14 protein-coding genes are annotated in these 18,830 nt (G+C 69.1%); 4 read left to right on the top strand and 10 right to left on the bottom strand.

Annotation, left to right across the window (positions count from 1 at the left end):
• The first annotated feature begins 32 nt into the window (after positions 1–32).
• Both ACWCRB_RS25275 and ACWCRB_RS25270 read left to right on the top strand, forming a co-directional pair.
• On the top strand, positions 33–749 hold the full coding sequence (locus ACWCRB_RS25275; RefSeq protein WP_450998205.1) for a phospholipase D-like domain-containing protein: 717 nt from the start codon (positions 33–35) through the stop codon (positions 747–749).
• Positions 750–943: 194 nt separating this feature from the next.
• Positions 944–1,273: a hypothetical protein gene (locus tag ACWCRB_RS25270; RefSeq protein ID WP_450998204.1), complete on the top strand. Its 330-nt coding sequence runs from the start codon at positions 944–946 to the stop codon at positions 1,271–1,273.
• A gap of 58 nt (positions 1,274–1,331) precedes the next feature.
• On the opposite strand, the gene ACWCRB_RS25265 is transcribed toward ACWCRB_RS25270, so the two are convergent.
• The 9 genes from ACWCRB_RS25265 to ACWCRB_RS25225 form a co-directional block, all read right to left on the bottom strand.
• The gene (locus ACWCRB_RS25265; protein WP_450998203.1) at positions 1,332–3,368 is read right to left on the bottom strand and encodes a hypothetical protein; all 2,037 of its coding nucleotides are present in this window, start codon (positions 3,366–3,368) and stop codon (positions 1,332–1,334) included.
• A gap of 160 nt (positions 3,369–3,528) precedes the next feature.
• The gene (locus ACWCRB_RS25260; RefSeq protein WP_450998202.1) at positions 3,529–5,031 is read right to left on the bottom strand and encodes an SDR family NAD(P)-dependent oxidoreductase; all 1,503 of its coding nucleotides are present in this window, start codon (positions 5,029–5,031) and stop codon (positions 3,529–3,531) included.
• Between the two features lie 174 nt (positions 5,032–5,205).
• Positions 5,206–6,756, bottom strand: a complete 1,551-nt coding sequence (locus tag ACWCRB_RS25255) for an alkaline phosphatase D family protein (RefSeq protein WP_450998201.1) — start codon at positions 6,754–6,756, stop codon at positions 5,206–5,208.
• A gap of 321 nt (positions 6,757–7,077) precedes the next feature.
• Positions 7,078–8,514, bottom strand: coding sequence for a GTPase ObgE (gene obgE, locus ACWCRB_RS25250; RefSeq protein WP_450998200.1), 1,437 nt, complete (start codon positions 8,512–8,514; stop codon positions 7,078–7,080).
• A 120-nt stretch (positions 8,515–8,634) separates the two neighbouring features.
• Complete coding sequence (rpmA, locus tag ACWCRB_RS25245) at positions 8,635–8,889, bottom strand: 50S ribosomal protein L27 (RefSeq protein ID WP_105974470.1); 255 nt, start codon at positions 8,887–8,889, stop codon at positions 8,635–8,637.
• Positions 8,890–8,903: 14 nt separating this feature from the next.
• Positions 8,904–9,224 carry a 50S ribosomal protein L21 gene (rplU, locus tag ACWCRB_RS25240; protein WP_006374708.1) on the bottom strand — a complete coding sequence of 107 codons (321 nt, stop codon included), beginning with the start codon at positions 9,222–9,224 and terminating at the stop codon, positions 8,904–8,906.
• Between the two features lie 324 nt (positions 9,225–9,548).
• Complete coding sequence (locus ACWCRB_RS25235; RefSeq protein ID WP_450998199.1) at positions 9,549–13,340, bottom strand: Rne/Rng family ribonuclease; 3,792 nt, start codon at positions 13,338–13,340, stop codon at positions 9,549–9,551.
• Positions 13,341–13,603: 263 nt separating this feature from the next.
• Positions 13,604–14,404 carry a TIGR03936 family radical SAM-associated protein gene (locus ACWCRB_RS25230; RefSeq protein WP_450998198.1) on the bottom strand — a complete coding sequence of 267 codons (801 nt, stop codon included), beginning with the start codon at positions 14,402–14,404 and terminating at the stop codon, positions 13,604–13,606.
• A 48-nt stretch (positions 14,405–14,452) separates the two neighbouring features.
• Positions 14,453–15,649 (bottom strand): hypothetical protein, encoded by a 1,197-nt coding sequence (locus ACWCRB_RS25225; RefSeq protein WP_450998197.1) that lies wholly within the window; start codon positions 15,647–15,649, stop codon positions 14,453–14,455.
• Between the two features lie 762 nt (positions 15,650–16,411).
• On the opposite strand from ACWCRB_RS25225, the gene ACWCRB_RS25220 reads away from it, so the two are divergent.
• Positions 16,412–17,188 carry a methyltransferase domain-containing protein gene (locus ACWCRB_RS25220; RefSeq protein ID WP_450998196.1) on the top strand — a complete coding sequence of 259 codons (777 nt, stop codon included), beginning with the start codon at positions 16,412–16,414 and terminating at the stop codon, positions 17,186–17,188.
• 130 nt (positions 17,189–17,318) lie between these two features.
• On the opposite strand, the gene ACWCRB_RS25215 is transcribed toward ACWCRB_RS25220, so the two are convergent.
• On the bottom strand, positions 17,319–18,104 hold the full coding sequence (locus ACWCRB_RS25215) for a S1 RNA-binding domain-containing protein (protein WP_450998195.1): 786 nt from the start codon (positions 18,102–18,104) through the stop codon (positions 17,319–17,321).
• A 288-nt stretch (positions 18,105–18,392) separates the two neighbouring features.
• Here ACWCRB_RS25215 and ACWCRB_RS25210 point away from each other — a divergent pair, with 288 nt between their 5' ends.
• Positions 18,393–18,782 carry a hypothetical protein gene (locus ACWCRB_RS25210; RefSeq protein ID WP_450998194.1) on the top strand — a complete coding sequence of 130 codons (390 nt, stop codon included), beginning with the start codon at positions 18,393–18,395 and terminating at the stop codon, positions 18,780–18,782.
• Positions 18,783–18,830: the final 48 nt, after the last annotated feature.

Raw genomic sequence — 18,830 nt, 5'->3', positions numbered from 1 at the left:
CGAACCGATCCGCACTCTTGTCAGGGGGACCCATGAATCTCGCGCCTCGCGCGTCCACCAGCAGATCCGGCCGGCTCGCCGCGATCCTGGCCGCGCTCTCGCTCGCCGCCGGGCTCCAACTCGGTCTCGCCGACGACGCGTCCGCCGCCGTGACCGCCGGCCCGGTCTTCAACGACCCGACCGGAACCGTCGCCGAACAGCGGGCCATCCGCACCCTGCTCCTCGACCACATCGGCCAGTCGGCATCGGGTTCGTCGATCAAGGCCTCCGTCTACCACCTCTGGGACGAGGGCCTCGCCCAGGCTCTCGCGGACGCCCGCGCCCGGGGCGTCGACGTGCAGCTGATGCTGGACGAGAGCGACGTCAGCGACAACGCCGACGACCCCTCGTACCCCGTCCTGGCCGCCGCCCTCGGCACGGACCTCACCCAGGACTCGTTCGTCGGCCTGTGCCCGGTGAACAAGTCCTGCCTGGGCCAGCCCGCCCTGGGTGCCTCCATCAACCACAACAAGTTCTGGCTGTTCTCGCAGGTCGACGGCGCCTCGAACGTCGTCGTGCAGACCTCGTCGAACATGACGCCGTCCAGCTACAGCCGCTTCTGGAACGACGCGTACGTCCTGCCGGGCAACACGGCGATCTACACCGCGTACAGCGACTACTTCGCCGAGCTGGCCGGAAAGACTGAGCGAACTGGCGATCCAGCCGTCGAACACTTGTCCAGCACTCCCCCCTTCAGGGTGGCGATGTAGGGCACCCTGCCCGTATCGGCCAACGGGTCGCAGCGGCATGCCTAGGATCGCGTTGTCGGACAACGGAGTTGTCCGACCTACCGCCGGACGGGCGGGAAGTCAGGCCTGCGGAGGCCACGTAAGACCGACCCTCACCGGTTGGCAGAGGTCGGTGAAACAGGAACCCATGGTGGTACCGCGCAGTGGTACGGACCTTGAATCGCCTACCTCCGGGTGGGCGAGGGCGTCAAAACTGGGACGACGACGGCAACGCGAGCACCATCTCGCGGATCGTTCACTCCAAGCACCTGCCGAGGGAGGCAAATACGAAGGCACGGCTTAGCCAGAAGGTCCTGTGGACCGGCAGCCACAACTACTCAGGGCCGGCCCTCACCAAGAACGACGAGGCGCTGCTGAAGGTCGACAGCAACGCCGACCACGACGCCTACGTCACCGTCTTCGACGCGACCAAGGCAGCGGCGGTCCCCGGCACGGCCGACAGCACGAACGCCTGCAAGGGCATCAGCGGCACCCCCGAGGACTGAAACGGGAGGGGCCCGTCCCGAGGAACGATCCTCAGAAAGGGCCCCTCCCCACGGATTCTCAGGTCCGCGCGGTCGCCGCCTGCCGCTTCTGGCCCGCGTTCCGGGTCTCGGCCTTCACCGCGAGGTCGGCCGTCGCGGTGTTGAACTGCTCGATGGACGGCGGCTCGTCGGGCCCGAGCAGATACCGCTTCAGCTCGGCGCGCTCCCCGGCCAGCGGATCGGCCGCCGGATCGCGTACGGCGTCCAGCAACTGCCCCAGTTCCTCGGCACTGTTGGTGAGGATCACGGCGGCGCGTACGGCGGTGTTCTGCCGTTTGAACTCCTCCGCGCCCAGCTCCGCCGAGTCCGTCACGGCGTACGGCTTACCGCTCGCGATGAAGTCGGAGACCACGCTGGAGATGTCGGAGACCATCCCGTCGGACACGTTGAAGCAGTCGTAAAGGCGTGGCTCGGCGCCCGTGATGACCCGGTGCTCCCCGGCGCCGAACGAACGCCAGTACGCGTCGTTCCACTCGGTGCGCAGCTTCGCAGTCTCCTCGTGCCGCTCCAGGTCGACGACGCCGTCCCGCGTCGCCTCCGCCTCGTCGCCCTTCTCACCGCCGGGCCCGGCCAGTTCGGCGAGCCGCGCCTCCATACGCGCGAGGTCCGCCTTGGCCCGCGTCTGCTCGTCGGCGTCGCCCAGGAAATGCGGGTCGGATGCCCGTTCGACCGCGGCGGCCTCGACCAGGGCAGTGATCCGCTCGTGCGCGGCCTTGGCCTCCTCGCTGCGGGTGCCGGTGAAGGGGTGCGGCTTGTACAGCACCCGGACGGGCGGCTCGGCCGACACCAGTGCGCGCACGATGTTCTCGCCGGCGAGCAGGAGGGAGGTGTTGCCGGGATCGTCGTCCCAGCCCTCCCAGGTCGGGGCGTAGAGAATCGTGGGCACCCCTCCGGACGGGCCGCCCCGAACACCGCTCTCGATGGGCGCCAGTTGGGGCCGCCCCACCTCGACGATGTCCTCGTCCCGGACACCCACGTCGGCGATGGCGTACCGGTCGCGCCCGGCCCGTCCGGCGACCCACACCTCGTCGTAGGCCTTGCTGAACGGGTTCACGCTGGCGATCTTGTCGCTGTCGCCGTGCCCGATGAAGACGTGCTTCATGGTCGGTACGCGCAGCAGGTGGATGTTCTTGCCGACGTTCGCCGCGTAGAGCGCGACCCGGACCGTGCGCAGGTCCAGGTTCATCAGATGGATGCCGCCGGGCACGCAGATGACGGGGACGGTCGTCGGCGCGAGGTTCTGCAGTATGACGCGTTCCCGCAGGACGATCAGCGGCCGGGTCTCCAGCTGCTCCATCGTCTCCAGCCACATGTTGACCTGGTACGCCGAGTCCTTGGAGCCGGAGAAGTACAGCAGCGTCTGCGGCCGGTACTCGCGCAGCCACGCGTCCGTCGCGGCCAGCACGGTCTCCGCGTCCGGCGGGATCCGGCGGCCCCGGACGAAGGGCGCGAGGGCGACCACGTACAGGAACGCCAGTCCGAGTGTGATGCCGACGCCGGTCATGCCGTACGCCGTCGAACCGGTCTCGACGGTGATCAGGATTCCGGTGATCGCGGCCAGGTCGAGGTGGAGCATCTTCTCGCTGGAGCGTTCCAGCAGGAAGCGCGGCGGGGCGTTCGGGATGGGGATGCGCGAGGCCAGATCGACGTTGCGGGTGGCGACGGGCATCCGGCGGCGGTTGCGGATCAGCGTGGTCAGAGCGCCGTGCGGGGCCTGGAAGCCGTAGAAGGCGATGAAGCAGGCGATCGCCGCGTAGAAGATCATGCTCCGGGAGAGGTCCGCGCGTGCCAGGAGCAGCAGCACCAGCAGTTCCCGCACCAGGAACCGGATGGAGACGCCCGCCCGCACCTTGCCGAGGCGGTTGATCAGATAGCTGCCCCGGTGGTGCAGATAGTGGTCCGCCAGGTAGGTCACTGCGGCGGCGACGGCGAAGGCGGGCACGCTCGGGACGAGCGCGGCCACCATGAGACAGGGGAAGCCCAGCATCATGAGGACCGCCGCGGCCAGCTCGGCCGGGCTGCCCACCCGGGCGACGCGAATAGCAGTGGAAATCAAGGAGAACCTGTATCTGGGAAAGTACCGGGACACCCGGGAAAGAAGCTGTGAATTTTCCGGGAGCCTGTAGGGAATTTATCTGGGGCTTATTACGGATCCTGTCCGGGCCTGCTGTCGAATTTCACGCTCGGTCTTCACCGTCGTGCTTGTCTCTCGGGCTTCATGCTAGGCCGTCGTCCTGACGGTCGAGAACGCTGGCGAGCGCCTGTTCGAAGCCGGAGGCCCGGCCGGCCGGGGCCGTCGGGTCCTGCTGGCGGACGTCGATGACATGCCCGGTCAGCTCGGACAGCAGCACGTCCAGCGACGTACGGGCCACCGCCTCGGAGGACAGCAGCGAGCCCGCGGGCTCCTCGCCGAAGGCCTTCGTACGCATCGGGGTGGCCGTGCGCTCCGGGTTGATGCAGTTGACGCGGACCCCGTCACCGGCCCATTCGTCCGACAGGGCCTGGGTGAGGTTCACCATCGCGGCCTTGGTGGAGGAGTAGAGGCTGTACTCGGCACGGCCGCGCGTGTAGCTGCTGGAGGTGTAGAGCAGCAGCTGACCCTTGGTCTCGGCGAGGTACTTGTAGGCCGAACGGGCGATCTGCACGGGGGCCAGGTAGTTGACCTTCAGCGCTTCCTCGATGGTCGCGTTGTCGGTCTCGGCGAGTTTGCCGATGCGCAGTACGCCGGCCGTGTTGACCACGTGGTCGATGCGCCCGGTCTCGGAGTACGCCTTGGACAGCGCGTCGTCGACCTCCTCCGGGTTCTCGACGTGCGTCCCGGTGGTCGAGCGCCCGAGGGCGTACACCGTGGCGCCGTACCCCTCGGCCAGCTCGGCGATGTCCTTGCCGATGCCGTAGGACCCACCGAAGACGACGAGCGTCTTACCGGTGAGCAGCTCCCGATAAGCCTCTTCACTCATCTGCTGGGGCGTGGCGGTGGAGGCGAGCTGGAAGAGCTTGTCGGCGATGAAGACGTCGACGGGCTGGGTGACCTTCATGTTGTACTCGTCGCCCGCGACGACATGGATCGGCACGTCCGGCAGGTACTTGAGTACGACCGAACAGTCGTCCGTGGCCTGGAAGTTGGGGTCGCCGGCCGCGACCTCGTAGGCCCGCCGAATGGTCGACAGCTTGAACGCCTGGGGCGTCTGACCACGCCGAAGCCGCGACCGGTCCGGGATCTCGGTGATGAACTCACCGTCCTCACCGTGCGTACGGGTGACGATGATCGTGTCGGCGGAGGGAATGGCGACGTCGACGGCCTGGAACCGCTCCAGGGCGATCACACAGTCGTCGATGACCCGCTGGGACAGCAGCGGCCGTACGGCGTCGTGGAACAGGACGTTGCGGTCCTCGCCCTCCTCCAACCCCTCCCCCAGCGCGCCGATGGCCCGCTCGGTGGTGTCGTTGCGGGTGGCGCCGCCCTCGATGATCCGGGTGACCTTCTTGAAACCGGCCTTGGCGACGATCTTCTCGATGTCCGCCACATAGCCGGGCGCCATCAGCACGATGACGTCGTCGATCGAATCCGCCTGCTCGAACGTGTTCAGGGTGTGCTCGATGACCGCCTTCCCGGCGATCTTCAGCAACTGCTTCGGAATCGACAGGCCCACCCGCTGACCGGTGCCGCCCGCGAGGACGACGGCGGTGGTGCGGGGCTTGGCATTGTGCTGGGACACGGGCGACCTACCTCGGGGCAACAGAGAACCCTGAAATCGTCCCACCTGCGGTAACCGCAATGCAAGGTGAGCGCCGCCCGGCGCATATGCGTGCGCAACCCGCCATTCACCGGAAATTATTTTCAGTGATTCTGCTTACGGTCGACCGCGGGCCCTTTCGCCGGTCAGACCGGTTCAGACCTGCCGTACCCCCGGTTTCCCGGAGTCGACACGGAGTTTGGCGAGGGTCCGGGAGGCGGAGGTGGGCTTGGTCACGGTGTCCGCGATCCGCACCTGGGCGTCGATGCCGCCCCGCCGGATGTCGAAGAGGTGGTATCCGCGATGGTTGTCGATGACCTTCCAGTGCGGATTGTCACCCATGCGCGGGTCCCACTCCTTGTGGAAGGCGACGGGATCCTGGTCCCCGTTGCTGGAGATGGACGTACCGACGAACTCGGCACCGACAACAGCCGAGCCGGGGTCGGCGTAGTCCCGCTTGAGGTCGCTGATCATGGTGAGGTGCCGGTCGCCGGTGAGGACGACGGGGTTACGGACCTTCGCGAACTCGGCGAGCAGCGCGTTGCGTTCGACCTGGTAGCCGTCCCAGGCGTCGTAGAACCAGAGCTTGCCGGGGCCGATCTGGAGGTCGGTCTCGGCCATCATGATCTGCGAGGCGATGAGATTCCACCGAGCCTGCGACCCGTGCAGCCCATCCAACAGCCACTGCTTCTGCGCGGCGCCGAGCATGGTCATCGCCGGGTCCAGGGCACCGGCCGCGGTGGTGGCCTGGTCGCTGCGGTACTGCCGGGTGTCGAGCACGTTGAGCCGCACGAGCCGCCCGAAGTCGAGCCGCCGGTGCATACGGATATGGGGCCCGTTGGGCACGGAGGTGGCGCGGACGGGCATGTGCTCGTAGTAGGCCTGGTAGCCGGCGGTGAGCCGCGCGACGAACGCGTCGTGCGTCTGCTTGTCGGGATCCTGCGGGATCTCACCGGCGAAGTCGTTGTCGATCTCGTGGTCGTCGAAGGTGACGACGAAGGGCGCGGCGGCGTGCATCGCCTTGAGGTGCGGATCACTGCGGTACTGGGCGTACCGGTTGCGGTACTGGACGAGGCTGTACGGCTCACCGCTGCCCTCGTGCCTGCGTACGCCGGTGCTCGCGGGCGTCGACTCGTAGATGTAGTCGCCGACGAAGACGACGAGGTCGGGATCCTGGGCGAGCATGTCGGCGTACGGGGTGAAGTAGCCGTGCTGCCAGTTCTGGCAGGAGGCGAGCGCGAGGCGCAGATGGCTGCCGGAGACGAGCGGCCGGGGTGCGGTACGGGTACGCCCGACCGGCGAGAGCTGCCCACTGGTCCGGAACCGGTACCAGTAGTGCCGGTCGGGACTCAGCCCGCGTACATCAGCGTGAACGCTGTGCCCGTACTCGGGCCGCGCCCAGGCGTACCCACGCTTGACCTTGCGCCGGAACCGCGAATCCTCGGATATCTGCCACTCGACGACAACGGCCCGATCGGGCATGCCCCCACCGTTGAGCGGATCAGGAGCGAGCCGGGTCCACAGCACGACACCGTCCGACAGGGGATCCCCGGAGGCAACCCCAAGACTGAACACCCCGCTGGGCAACGGGGTTTGCGCGGCCCGAGCGGTCCCCGCAAGCAGCAACTGCCCGGACGCGGCGGCGCCGACGGCAGCGGCCCCAGCAGTCAGAAACCGGCGTCTGCCGGGCGAAACGACCCCACTCATCGTCGAACTCCCTTGCCTGGGCAGCTTCTTGGACCTACGGAAGCTCCCACGACAGCCCGACCGACCCGCTGAACAACGGGATGCGAGTACATGACAAACACAAGTACACGGACGAACAGGAGACCCCTGAGGAATGATCAGGGGGAGATCATAGAAAACGGCGCGGGTAGTCCCGTCGGCAGGGGGTATTTCAGCCCGTCCGGCGTTTGAGGACGAGGCCGTCCAGGCCGACAGCGGGGGGTCTGGGGGCGCAGCCCCCAGGGATGGGAACGGGTAAGGGGCGGCGGGGGCGAAAAACAACGCCCCCGCACCCCCACGCCCCTAAAACGGCTCGAAGTCGTCGAACTCCCGCTGAACATCGTCCCGCTCAGCCTGCCGATCCCGCCGCCGCTGCGCAGCAGGCCGAGGCACCTCAAGCCGATGATCCTCCCCACGCCGCCCAAGCATCTCCGCACCAGCCATGACCGTCGGCTCCCAGTCGAAGACAACCGCGTTGTCCTCGGGCCCGATGGCAACCCCATCCCCCGCCCGGGCCCCCGCCTTCATCAACTTCTCCTCGACACCCAGCCGGTTGAGCCGGTCGGCGAGATACCCGACCGCCTCGTCGTTGTTGAAGTCGGTCTGCCGCACCCAGCGCTCGGGCTTCTCGCCCCGCACCCGGAACAGCCCGTCCTCCTCCTGGACGACGGTGAAGCCCGCGTCGTCGACGGCCTTGGGCCGGATGACGATCCGGGTCGCCTCCTCCTGGGGCTTCGCGGCCCGCGCCTGCCCGACCATCTCGGCGAGCGCGAACGACAGCTCCTTCAGCCCGATATGGGCGACGGCGGACACCTCGTACACCTGGTACCCACGAGCCTCCAGCTCGGGCCGCACCATCTCGGCGAGGTCCAGCCCGTCGGGCACGTCGACCTTGTTCAGGACGACGATCCGCGGCCGGTCCGACAGCCCCCCGTACTCCTTCAGCTCCTCCTCGATCATGTCGAGGTCGGAGACGGGGTCACGCTCGGACTCCAGCGTCGCCGTGTCCAGCACATGCACGAGCACACTGCACCGCTCCACATGCCGCAGGAACTCGAGCCCGAGCCCCTTGCCCTGACTGGCACCGGGAATGAGCCCGGGCACGTCAGCAATCGTATAAACCGTAGCCCCAGCCGTAACGACACCCAGATTGGGCACAAGGGTCGTGAACGGATAATCAGCGATCTTCGGCTTGGCGGCGCTGAGCACCGAAATCAGCGAAGACTTACCGGCACTCGGATACCCCACGAGCGCCACATCCGCGACGGTCTTCAGCTCCAGGACGATGTCCTGCAAGCCCCCGGGCACCCCGAGCAGTGCGAACCCGGGCGCCTTGCGCCGGGCCGAGGAGAGCGCGGCGTTGCCGAGCCCACCACGCCCGCCCTCCGCGGCGACGTACGAGGTCCCGTGCCCGACCAGGTCGGCCAGCACGTTCCCGTCCTTGTCGAGAACGACCGTCCCGTCCGGCACCGGCAGCACCAGATCCTGCCCGTCCTTGCCGGACCGGTTGCCGCCCTCGCCGGGCTTGCCGCTGGTGGCCTTGCGGTGCGGGGAGTGGTGGTAGTCGAGCAGCGTGGTCACGGACTGGTCGACGGTGAGGATCACGTCACCGCCGTGTCCGCCGTTGCCGCCGTCGGGCCCGCCCAGCGGCTTGAACTTCTCACGGTGGACGGAGGCACAGCCGTGACCTCCGCTACCCGCGGCGACATGCAGCTCGACGCGGTCCACGAAGGTGGTCATGGGATGTGCCTCCAGTTACGTACGAAAATCTTCAGGCAGAAATCTCTGCACAGGTAAAACACGCGAAAGGCGGACCCGCTTCCCGTGAGGGAAGTGAGGTCCGCCTCGCGAAAGAACCGATCAGGCGACCGGAACGATGTTCACGACGTTGCGCCCACGGTGCGTACCGAACTCCACCGCACCGGCGGCAAGCGCGAACAGCGTGTCGTCCTTGCCACGGCCGACGCTCGCGCCGGGGTGGAAGTGGGTGCCACGCTGGCGGACCAGGATCTCACCGGCGTTGACGACCTGACCGCCGAAGCGCTTCACGCCGAGCCGCTGAGCATTGGAGTCGCGACCGTTCCGGGTGGACGATGCGCCCTTCTTGTGTGCCATCTCTCCTCAGTCCCTTACTTCGCAGCCGCGGGGATCTCAGTGACCTTGATCGCCGTGTACTGCTGGCGGTGGCCCTGACGACGGCGGTAGCCGGTCTTGTTCTTGTAGCGAAGGATGTCGATCTTGACGCCCTTGTGGTGGTCCACGATCTCGGCCTGGACCTTGATGCCGGCCAGGACCCACGGGTCGCTGGTCACAGCGTCGCCGTCGACAACGAGCAGGGTCGAGAGCTCGACCGTGTCGCCAACCTTGGCAGTGGAAATCTTGTCAACCTCAACGATGTCGCCGACAGCAACCTTGTGCTGGCGACCACCGCTGCGCACGATGGCGTACACGCAGATCTCACTCTCTCGCTCGGGAACGGCACCCCCGCAGTCCAGCCGCCCGGCAAAAGCGGACGGCCTCTCCCGCCGCACCAAAATTGCCCGGTGCTCAGGAGGATGCAGGTTTACGGGGATGTGACGCGTCGTGGATGAAGCTATGGACACGCCGACGCTCAAGATTACGGGCCCGGCCTGAACGGGTCAAACTGAGCGCGATTCCCCCCGCTCAGGGCCCCCAAACCACAAGCACCCAAACGGCGACGGCCCGCCCGGTGAACCCGGACGGACCGTCGTACCGCACACGTGACTACTGCTGCCCGGACAACCGGAGGCTGATCAGCCCTCCGTGCCCGCCGACACCGACTCCTCAGCCGCCGCCGTCTTCTTCGACGTCGCCGCCTTCTTGGTCGTGGCCTTCTTGGCGGCCGTCGTCGTCTTCTTCGCAGCCGTCTTCTTGACCGCCGTGGTCTTCTTCGCGGCGGTCTTCTTGGCCGTGGTCGCCTTCTTGGCGGCGGTCTTGCGCGCGGTCTTCTTGGCGGGAACCGCGTCCTCGGCCTCGGCCGTGTCGGCGGGCGCCGCAGCGGCCTCGGTGGCCGCCGGGACGACCACGACGGCCGCCTCCGCGGACGAGGTGGGCGCGGTGGCCTTGCGCACGGCACGTCGCCGCGGCCGGGCCGGAGCCGCACTCTCGGTCGCCGCGACAGCCTCCACGGGCTCCTCGACAGGAGCAGGAGCCGCCACCGGCCCGACGACGGTCTCAGCCACGACCGTCACCACGGTCTCCGCCACAGCCTCGTCGGCCGCCTTCGGCGACCCGGCCGGAGCGGACACCTTGCGGGTCGCCCGCCGACGCGTACGCCCCTTGGGAGCCGCGTCGTCCTGCACCGCGACGGGCGCCTCGACCACCGGGTCCTCGACGGCGACGGGCTCGACGTGAGCCACGACCTCCGGCACGGCGACCGGCGCCGCGTCCGCAACCACCGAAACCTCGGCGACGTCGGCGACCACGGGCTCGGCCGTACGGGCATCAGCGCGACGCCCGTCCGTCGAACGCGACTCCGACCGGGGTGCCCCCGCCGGAGCCGAGGCCCGACGGCCGGCGCGCCGCCTGGAACGGCCACCGCGGCCGGCCGCGGCCTCCGCCTCGGCGGCACTGTTGTACAGCTCGTCGTCGGGCTCGAAGAAGGGCTCCGGCGCCGCGACCTCGGCGGCGACCTCGGCCGCCGTCTCCTCGACGTCCTCGTCGGCGTCCGTGTCCACGATCACGTCGTGCTCGTGGGTGTCGTGGGCGTGCTCGTGCTCGGCGCCGCCACGGCCGCGCTTCTTGCGCTTGCCGCCGCCTCCGCTGGAGCTGGGCTGCTCCATGTGCACGATGACACCGCGGCCGTTGCAGTGGACGCAGGTCTCGGAGAACGACTCCAGGAGGCCCTGCCCGACCCGCTTACGGGTCATCTGCACGAGCCCCAGCGACGTGACCTCGGCCACCTGGTGCTTCGTACGGTCGCGGCCCAGGCACTCGAGCAGGCGCCGCAGCACCAGATCGCGGTTGGACTCCAGGACCATGTCGATGAAGTCGATGACGACGATGCCGCCCAGGTCGCGCAGCCGCAGCTGGCGCACGATCTCCTCGGCCGCCTCCAGGTTGTTCCTGGTGACGGTCTCTTCGAGGTTGCCGCCCTGGCCGGTGAACTTGCCGGTGTTGACGTCGACGACGATCATCGCCTCGGTCTTGTCGATCACCAGCGAGCCGCCGCTGGGCAGCCACACCTTGCGGTCGAGCGCCTTGGCGAGCTGCTCGTCGATGCGGTACGTCGCGAAGACGTCGACCTCGGAGGTCCACTTCGACAGCCGGTCGGTCAGGTCCGGGGCGACGTGGGCCACGTACCCGTGGATGGTCTGCCAGGCCTCGTCACCGCTGACGATGACCTTGGTGAAGTCCTCGTTGAAGATGTCGCGCACGACGCGGACGGTCATGTCCGGCTCGCCGTACAGCAGGGTCGGCGCGTTGCCGCCCTTCGACTTCTTCTGGATGTCCTCCCACTGCGCCTGGAGCCGCTCGACGTCACGGCGCAGCTCGTCCTCGCTCGCGCCCTCGGCGGCGGTACGCACGATGACGCCCGCGTCCTCGGGGACGATCTTCTTGAGGATGGTCTTCAGACGCGCGCGCTCGGTGTCGGGCAGCTTGCGGCTGATACCGGTCATCGACCCCTCGGGGACGTAGACCAGGTAGCGGCCGGGGAGCGAGACCTGGCTGGTCAGCCGCGCGCCCTTGTGGCCGATCGGGTCCTTCGTGACCTGCACGAGGACCGACTGGCCGGACTTCAGCGCGCTCTCGATGCGCCGCGGCCCGTTGGCCATGCCCAGCGCCTCGAAGTTGACCTCACCGGCGTACAGGACGGCGTTGCGCCCCTTGCCGATGTCGATGAACGCGGCCTCCATGGACGGCAGCACGTTCTGGACCTTGCCCAGGTAGACGTTGCCGACGTACGAGGTCGCCTGCTCCTTGTTGACGTAGTGCTCGACGAGCACGTTGTCCTCGAGGACGCCGATCTGGGTGCGGTCGCCGTACTGGCGTACGACCATCACCCGTTCGACGGCCTCGCGGCGGGCCAGGAACTCGGCCTCGGTGATGATCGGGACGCGGCGGCGGCCCTGCTCGCGGCCTTCACGGCGGCGCTGCTTCTTGGCTTCGAGGCGGGTCGAGCCCTTGATCGACTGGACCTCGTCGCTCGGGTGCTCGTCCCGCTTGGGGCGCGGCTCGCGGACCTTGACGACGGTGCGCTCGGGGTCGCTCTCGCCGGTCCCGATCTCGCTCTCACCGGACGAGTCACCGGCACGACGCCGACGACGGCGCCGGCGACGGCTGCTGGCGGAACCGGAACCGCCCGGCTCGTCGCGCTCGTCCTCCTCGGCGTCCTCGTCGACCTGGTCGGCGGTGTCCGCGGCGTCCTCGTCGGCCCGCGCGGACTGCTCGCCCGCGTAGTCGTCGTCCCCGGAGTCGCTGTCGGAGTCGGTGGACTCCCCACGGCGCCTACGACGGCCACCGCGGCGGCGGCGCCGACGCGAACCGGGGCCCTCGTCGCCGTCGTCGTCCGTGTCGGTGTCGGTGCTGTCCTCGGCGGACTCGTAGGCGTCGTCGACGCTCTCCGCCTCCTCCGGCTCCTCGACCACGACGGGCGCGGCGGCAGCCACGGGCTCCTCGTCGGCACGCCCACGACGGCGACGACGGCGCGGGGTGTGCTCCTCGACGACGGTCTCGACGACCGGGGCGGCCTCGACGGTCTCTTCCTCGGTCTCGACCTCCTCGACGTCCTCGGCCGCTTCGGCGGCAGCCGCGGCGGCGGCCCGCTCGGGCGTCTGGAACATCGGCTCGGTGAAGACGGGCGCCTGGAACACGGCGACGGCGGGACGCGCGGGGCGCCGTCCACCCTCGCCGTTCTCGACGGCGGGCGCGGGCGCGGAGAACCCGACAGCGGCCTTACGGGCGACTCGGCGACGCCCACGACGCGACGAGGCGTCCTCGGCGACAACGGTCTCGGGCTCGATCTCAGGCTTGGCAGCCTCGGCGACGGGCGCGGGCGCCTCCTCCACCGGGGCGGCCGGAGCCGCGACCTCGGTCTCGGCGGCGGGCGCGGAGACCCGGCGGGTGGCCCGGCGACGGGCACGCGGAGCAGGCGCGGCCTCCTCCACGGCGGCGGGCGCCTCGGCCACGCTCTCCTCGCCGCTCTTCTCGCCCTGCTCGCCGCTCTCCTCGGCAGTCGGGGCGGATACGGCGGTCACGGCCGGTTCGTCGACGGCCTCGGCAGCCTTGGCGGGCGCACCGGCGGGCGCGGACGCGCGCCGGGTGGCCCGACGGCGCGTACGAGGAGCGGGCGCCTCGGCGGCGGCTTCCTCGACGTTCTGATCGGTCTGTGCGGCCTTGGCGGCCTCAGCAGGCTTGGCGGCCTCTACGGCCGGTATGGCCGGCGCCGTGGTCTCGGCCACGGCAGCGGCCTCGGCCCCGGCGACAGGCGGTCCCGCGGGGCGGGACGCTGCGCGGCGCCGACGGCGCGGCGGCAGGGTGTCGCTGGGGGTGTCGTGTGCGGAACCCTCGATGGGTTCCGAAGCGGCTTCGGTCGGTTCGAGCATGCGGGCGGTTCTCCCGTCAGGCTCCCGGGCGCCGCACCTGGTCCGGCTTGGGTGCCGGTGACGTCCGCGGCTCGCGCAGTGCGCGGTGCCGCCGTCCGGGGCGCGGGCGCCGCACGGGAGCTCTCTGTGTCCTGTCTCGCCGGTTCCGTACGCCATGTTGCGTACGGCCTGGCGAAAGTCTTGTGGTCGGTGCGCTGCCCGACCCAGGTGGCTCCCGAGTACGAGGGCGGCGCTACGACGTCCGTCCCTTCGCGGGACCTTCCTTACGCCGGTGCCTGCGACGCGGCGGCAGTCGGAGCGGCCATGGAGAGGGCCACCGCTGCCTCGCGGTCGGGCGCGAGCGGGTCGGTCACCGTGCCGGTCTCTTCATCGAACAGCCCCTGCGCCAGCCTGGTCACCCCTGCGGGGACCGGCGGCGCCAGGTCGGCCACGGCGCGGAGACCGGACAGGACGTCGTCGGGTCGAACGGCAGGCGTCACGTGCCGAACAACCAGCCGCAGTATCGCACAGGCCTGGTCGGTCGGCCTATCAGCCTGTGGACTGTGCGTCTCATCACCTGGCTCAGCGCCCACTGCGAGTGCCTCCAGGCCCGCGACCGCGCCCCGGGCATCGAAGGTTCTCATGCCGTTCTTGGCGAGGCGCTGGACCTCGACGGTCTCGGCGGCGTTGAAGAGGTCGACGGCGCGGCGCGCGTCCTCGGGCGCCACACCCTCCAGACGCAGCTCCCATACGGAAGCCGTGAGCCGGTCGGCGAGCCCGGAGGTCCGGGCCTCGACCGCGTCGACGATGTCGAGCCCGGTGGGCAGCGACTCGTCGAGCAGCTCGCGCAGCTTGTCGGGATCGCGCGCTTCGGTGAGCGCGATCTCCAGGTACTCCGCCTCACTGCCCGTGCCGGTGGCTGCGGCATTGGCGTACGACACCTTCGGATGCGGCGTGAACCCCGCCGAGTAGGCCATCGGCACCTCGGCACGGCGCAGCGCACGCTCGAAAGCGCGCTGGAAGTCACGGTGGCTGGTGAACCGGAGGCGGCCGCGCTTGGTGTAGCGCAGTCGGATGCGCTGCACCGTCGGCGCGGGCGGCGGGCCTTCGGGCTGTCGCTTGCCCAGTGTCGTTCAGTCCTTCGTGAGTGCGGTCGTACTGCTACCAAGAGTACGTCCGTCGACGCCTCCTGGTTCCCGCCGGTCCACGGCGACCGCTTCCTTCGGCTCCCCGAAGAGCATCCGCCGGAAGTCGGCCCGGGCCTGCCGTGCCGAGTCGCGTGCGGCGGCCAGCACCTGCCGGGTGACCCGCCCCACACTGCGCGCGGCCTCGGCGGCGGGCCGCAGAACGGCGTCCCGCACGAAGTGCCCGACCGGCGTCAGCACCGTCTGGTACGCCCAGCGCACGGGCTCCACGAAGATCCACCGAAGGAGGGTCCCGAGGAACCGTCCGACGGCGAGCGAGATGTGCCCGGCGATGCGCCAGGCATGTCCGAGGGCGCCCCAGACCTCCCGCCCGATGACGGCGAGGACGCGTCCGACGGGCGTCAGCACCCAGCGCCACAGCGCGAGCGCGGGCAGGACGAGAAGCAGGCGCAGCAGCCAGTAGAGAACGAACCCGATCCCGGTGACCACCATGCCGGCGCACCACGCGACCCACCGGGCACACCAGGCGATCGCCCGCCCGATCGGCGTGAGGATCCACTCGTACAGCCATTGCGCGGGTACGACGACCAGGTACCGCGCGAGCCAGGCGGCCACGGCGTACGCGCCGAGCCCCAGGGCCGCCGCACCCGCCCCGAGCCCCTTGAGCACCCACAGCACCGCGTGCCCCACAGGCGTGAGCACGCGCGCGTAGACCCAGCCGAGCCCGGCACCGATCCCCCGGCACACCCACCCGATCCCTGCGCCGATCCCCCGGCACACCCACCAGAGTCCGGCGCCGATCCCCCGGCACATCCAGGCGAGCCCGTGACCGAGCGGCGTCAGCACATGCCGGTAGAGCCACACCAGGGGTACGACGACGAGCACGTTCCCGAGCCAGCCGAGCGCCTTCCCCACGGGCTCGACGACGTACCGCCACAGCGCGACGAACGGCCAGACGAGGACGGCCCACAAGACCCAGGCCAGCGCCCGCCCGAGGGGCCGCAGCACCGCGTCCATGAGGAGGCGCCAGCCGACGACGAGCCCGTCCCACACCATCCGCACGGGCACGACCAGCACGAGTACGACGATCCGCACAGGGATGCGAATCGCAACGACGAGACACCCTTCAGGCTGCCGCTCGGGCTGCCGCACCTCGCCCCCGGTGGCCGGTTTCTCCAGATCCATACCGACGTAGACGCGCGGGCCCCCTGTCCGGATGCGGTGTATCCGAAAAGTGACCAGGACGAGGGACAACGGCCGTAAACCTACGACTTTTCGTCCTGCCAGAATGCGCGGATGGGCATACCGAACGCACTGAACCCGAACAAGCTGGCCTAGTACTGCACTTCGCCCCTGGACGAGCACAGCTGCCCGTCGGCCTCGGTGACCGTCGTCGAACACGGCGAAGTGACCCTGTCCGAGGCATCCGGCCTCGCGGACACCGCCACGAACGACCACGGGTGGCCGGCGCCGACGACCGCATCGACGCGACCCCGTACGCGCGACTGCACCGCCCCCGGGCACCGCCTTCGAGTACGCCAACCTCGGCTACCGGGCCCTGGGCCGTCTGCTGAAACCGGAGACAGCGGCGGCCGTCCGCGAGGCGCACCCGGTCAACGCGGGCCTCGGATACGGGCTCGGCTGGTGCCTCTCACGCGGTGCCGGTCCCCTGGTGCAGAGCCACGGCGACGGGATGGGCGGAGTCGCGGGATCGTCGTGACCGTGCCCGAGCGGCGGCTGTCGGTGTCGGTACTGACCAACAGCACAGCCCGGAACTGTTACTCCGCCTCCGCCACGAACCCGGCAGCGGCAGCCTCAACGGCGTGGCGCAGGCCTACAAGTCCGGTGACGCAGAGGGCCTGTTGGGCAACTTCCTGATGCACTCCTGCCAACTCCACCCCCGTTGAACCCACTTGGCGCCGGACACACAACTGCTTGACTGGTCCCATGACGAAGACCCTCGGTGTGCCCAGGCCCGACCAGGCGGCCTACATGCTGCGTGCCGCGTCCGAGGACGCGGGACGGGCGTACAAGCAGCGACTGCTCGACCTGCTGGACCTCCGCCCGGGCCACACCGTCCTGGACGTGGGCTGCGGCCCCGGCACAGACCTGCCCGCACTGGCGGAACGCGTCGGCGCGACCGGCCGCGTCATCGGCGTGGACCGGGACCCGGCGATGCTGGCGACGGCCCGTGAACGCACCGCCGCCACAAGCACGGTGGAGCTCCGCGAGGCGGACGCACACGCCCTGCCCGTCGTCCCCGGAACAGTGGACCGCGCCAAGATCGACCGGGTGCTGATGCATGTGCGGTCCCCGGCGGACGTACTGGCCCAACTCCGCACCGCCACCCGCCCGGGCGCCCTCGTCGCCCTGGTGGAACCCGACTGGGACACCCTGGCGGTGGACTCGGAGGACCTGGAGACGAGCCGCGCCTTCACCCGCTACACCACCGAGAAGGTGGTCCGCCACGCCACCGTCGGCCGCAGCCTCGCCCGCCTGACGACCCGGGCGGGCTTCCGCGTCGAGACGACGATCGCCACGACCCCGGTCTTCACCGACTTCGAGCACGCCGACCACACCCTGGGCCTCGGCCGCAACATGCAACAGGCCATCACGGAGGGCCACATCGACAGGACCCGGGGCGAAACCTGGTTCACCGGCCTCGCCCAAGGCCCCTTCTACGCGTCGTTCACCCTCGTCACGGTGATCTGCTCCCACCCGTGACGTCGGGTCATTTCAGTGACTGTGCCCGGTCCCCACCGGCTGCTTCACGGTCAGCGGGAGCAACTTCTTACCCGTGGGGCCGATTTGAATGGAAGTGTCCATCTGCGGGCACAACCCGAACCAAAAACCCTCACGCACGCCGCATAGACAGGGTCAGCGTGCGTCGCTCTCGATCGAGGTTCATGACGCTGACGGAGACCTCGTCGCCGATCTGCACGACGTCCTCTGGGGCCGCCACGAGTTCCGAGCTGAGCTCACGCAGATGAACCAGCCCTTCGACCCCGTCCGCGACCTGGACGAAGACGCCGAACGGAACCAGCTTGGTCACCAGCCCTCGTAGCGTCTGACCCACCGCGATGCGGTCAGCGAATATCGGAAAGGGGTCTGGCTGCGTCGCCCGCAAGGACAGCCGGGCCTCTCCGTTCGTGGTGTCGAACTGCAAGAACTCGCACGACACCCGCTGGCCAACTGCAACAACCTCGGATGCCGCCTCAAAACGACGCCAGGACAGTTCGGGATACGTGATGAAGCCAACGCCTGGATAGACCGGATGGTCAGGTCCCTCGTCCAGTGCCACGAACACACCGAACCGCTCGATCGCCGCCACCGCGCCGGCCAGGATCTCACCACGACGAAGCCCCTTGAGGAACGCCCAGAGTGCCGGATGCTCGGTAGCCGCCATCGACAACCAAACCCGACCCGCGTCCAGATCCACGGCGATCACCTCAGCGGTGATCCGCTGCCCGACCACAGCGACATCAGCGAAGCGGCGACGCCAGGACCCGTCCAACGCCCCCACCACCCCGAGCGGCCGAGCACCAAAACCGTCCAGGGCTACCGACATCCCAGACCTGCTCACCGCCACGACCGTCCCGGAACAAAGAGCACCCACATCGATCACTGCCAGAAACTTCATGACAGCCTGGTCCGCCGACGCTTCCCCCATGCCGCCCAGACTCTCACGACGAGCCGCTAAACCCACCCCACCTCGGACTCAATGCCCACCGGGCTCCCAGGCGTCGGCAGTGGAGCACGAGGAACCGCCTGGGCACCCCTCCGCGCCTGCAAAGGTTCGCAGAGGCTCACCGAGCTTTTCGGCCCAAATGACTGCGTCGGTCAAGAAGCAGGTACACGCAAACGGCGTGCTTTCTGTCCGATTCTCACTGCTACCTGACCTGCGCATATGCCACTACGCTCCGCACCTATGGGGAAAGCCATGCGCCTGTACTGGGGATACGTTGCGGTTGGGGCTCTCATCTTTGCGTGGACCCAGCAATGGGCCCTTCCGATCATTGCCGCCCTGTCCATTGCGGTCTTCGCCTACGCCTCCTTCCAGGTGCCGGTCTGGTGCGGGGCGGTCAATCGAGACGGTCGGACCTACTGCCGAAACAATGCCTACGGCGTACTGATGGGGTGCCGAAACCGCCAACATCGTTGGCAGAAACTCAAGATGATCGTGCTGCGAAGCAAGGTTGGAGATGTGAGTCGCGCCGTCTTTCCTACTGCGAAAGAGAAGTTCAACGCCTTCCTGGCAGTGGGAGGCCTGCTCTCTGCCATCGCCGCAGTAGTCGTTCCCGTTGTGACAGGAGGCTGACGCCCTCCTTCAACCACTGCCGCCAGTTCACAACCCGTCCGTCGTCGA

The organism is Streptomyces sp. NPDC002156 (genome assembly GCF_053593675.1).
This window is presented reverse-complemented; position numbering and strand designations above follow the sequence as displayed.

What these genes read in the sequence shown, in the direction of transcription:
- ACWCRB_RS25275 (WP_450998205.1), top strand. Translation starts at nt 33, where the DNA reads ATGAATCTCGCGCCTCGCGCGTCCACCAGCAGATCCGGCCGGCTCGCC.
- ACWCRB_RS25255 (WP_450998201.1), bottom strand. Translation starts at nt 6,756, where the DNA reads ATGAGTGGGGTCGTTTCGCCCGGCAGACGCCGGTTTCTGACTGCTGGG.
- obgE (WP_450998200.1), bottom strand. Translation starts at nt 8,514, where the DNA reads ATGACCACCTTCGTGGACCGCGTCGAGCTGCATGTCGCCGCGGGTAGC.
- rpmA (WP_105974470.1), bottom strand. Translation starts at nt 8,889, where the DNA reads ATGGCACACAAGAAGGGCGCATCGTCCACCCGGAACGGTCGCGACTCC.
- ACWCRB_RS25235 (WP_450998199.1), bottom strand. Translation starts at nt 13,340, where the DNA reads ATGCTCGAACCGACCGAAGCCGCTTCGGAACCCATCGAGGGTTCCGCA.
- ACWCRB_RS25225 (WP_450998197.1), bottom strand. Translation starts at nt 15,649, where the DNA reads ATGGATCTGGAGAAACCGGCCACCGGGGGCGAGGTGCGGCAGCCCGAG.
- ACWCRB_RS25220 (WP_450998196.1), top strand. Translation starts at nt 16,412, where the DNA reads ATGACGAAGACCCTCGGTGTGCCCAGGCCCGACCAGGCGGCCTACATG.
- ACWCRB_RS25215 (WP_450998195.1), bottom strand. Translation starts at nt 18,104, where the DNA reads ATGAAGTTTCTGGCAGTGATCGATGTGGGTGCTCTTTGTTCCGGGACG.
- ACWCRB_RS25210 (WP_450998194.1), top strand. Translation starts at nt 18,393, where the DNA reads ATGGGGAAAGCCATGCGCCTGTACTGGGGATACGTTGCGGTTGGGGCT.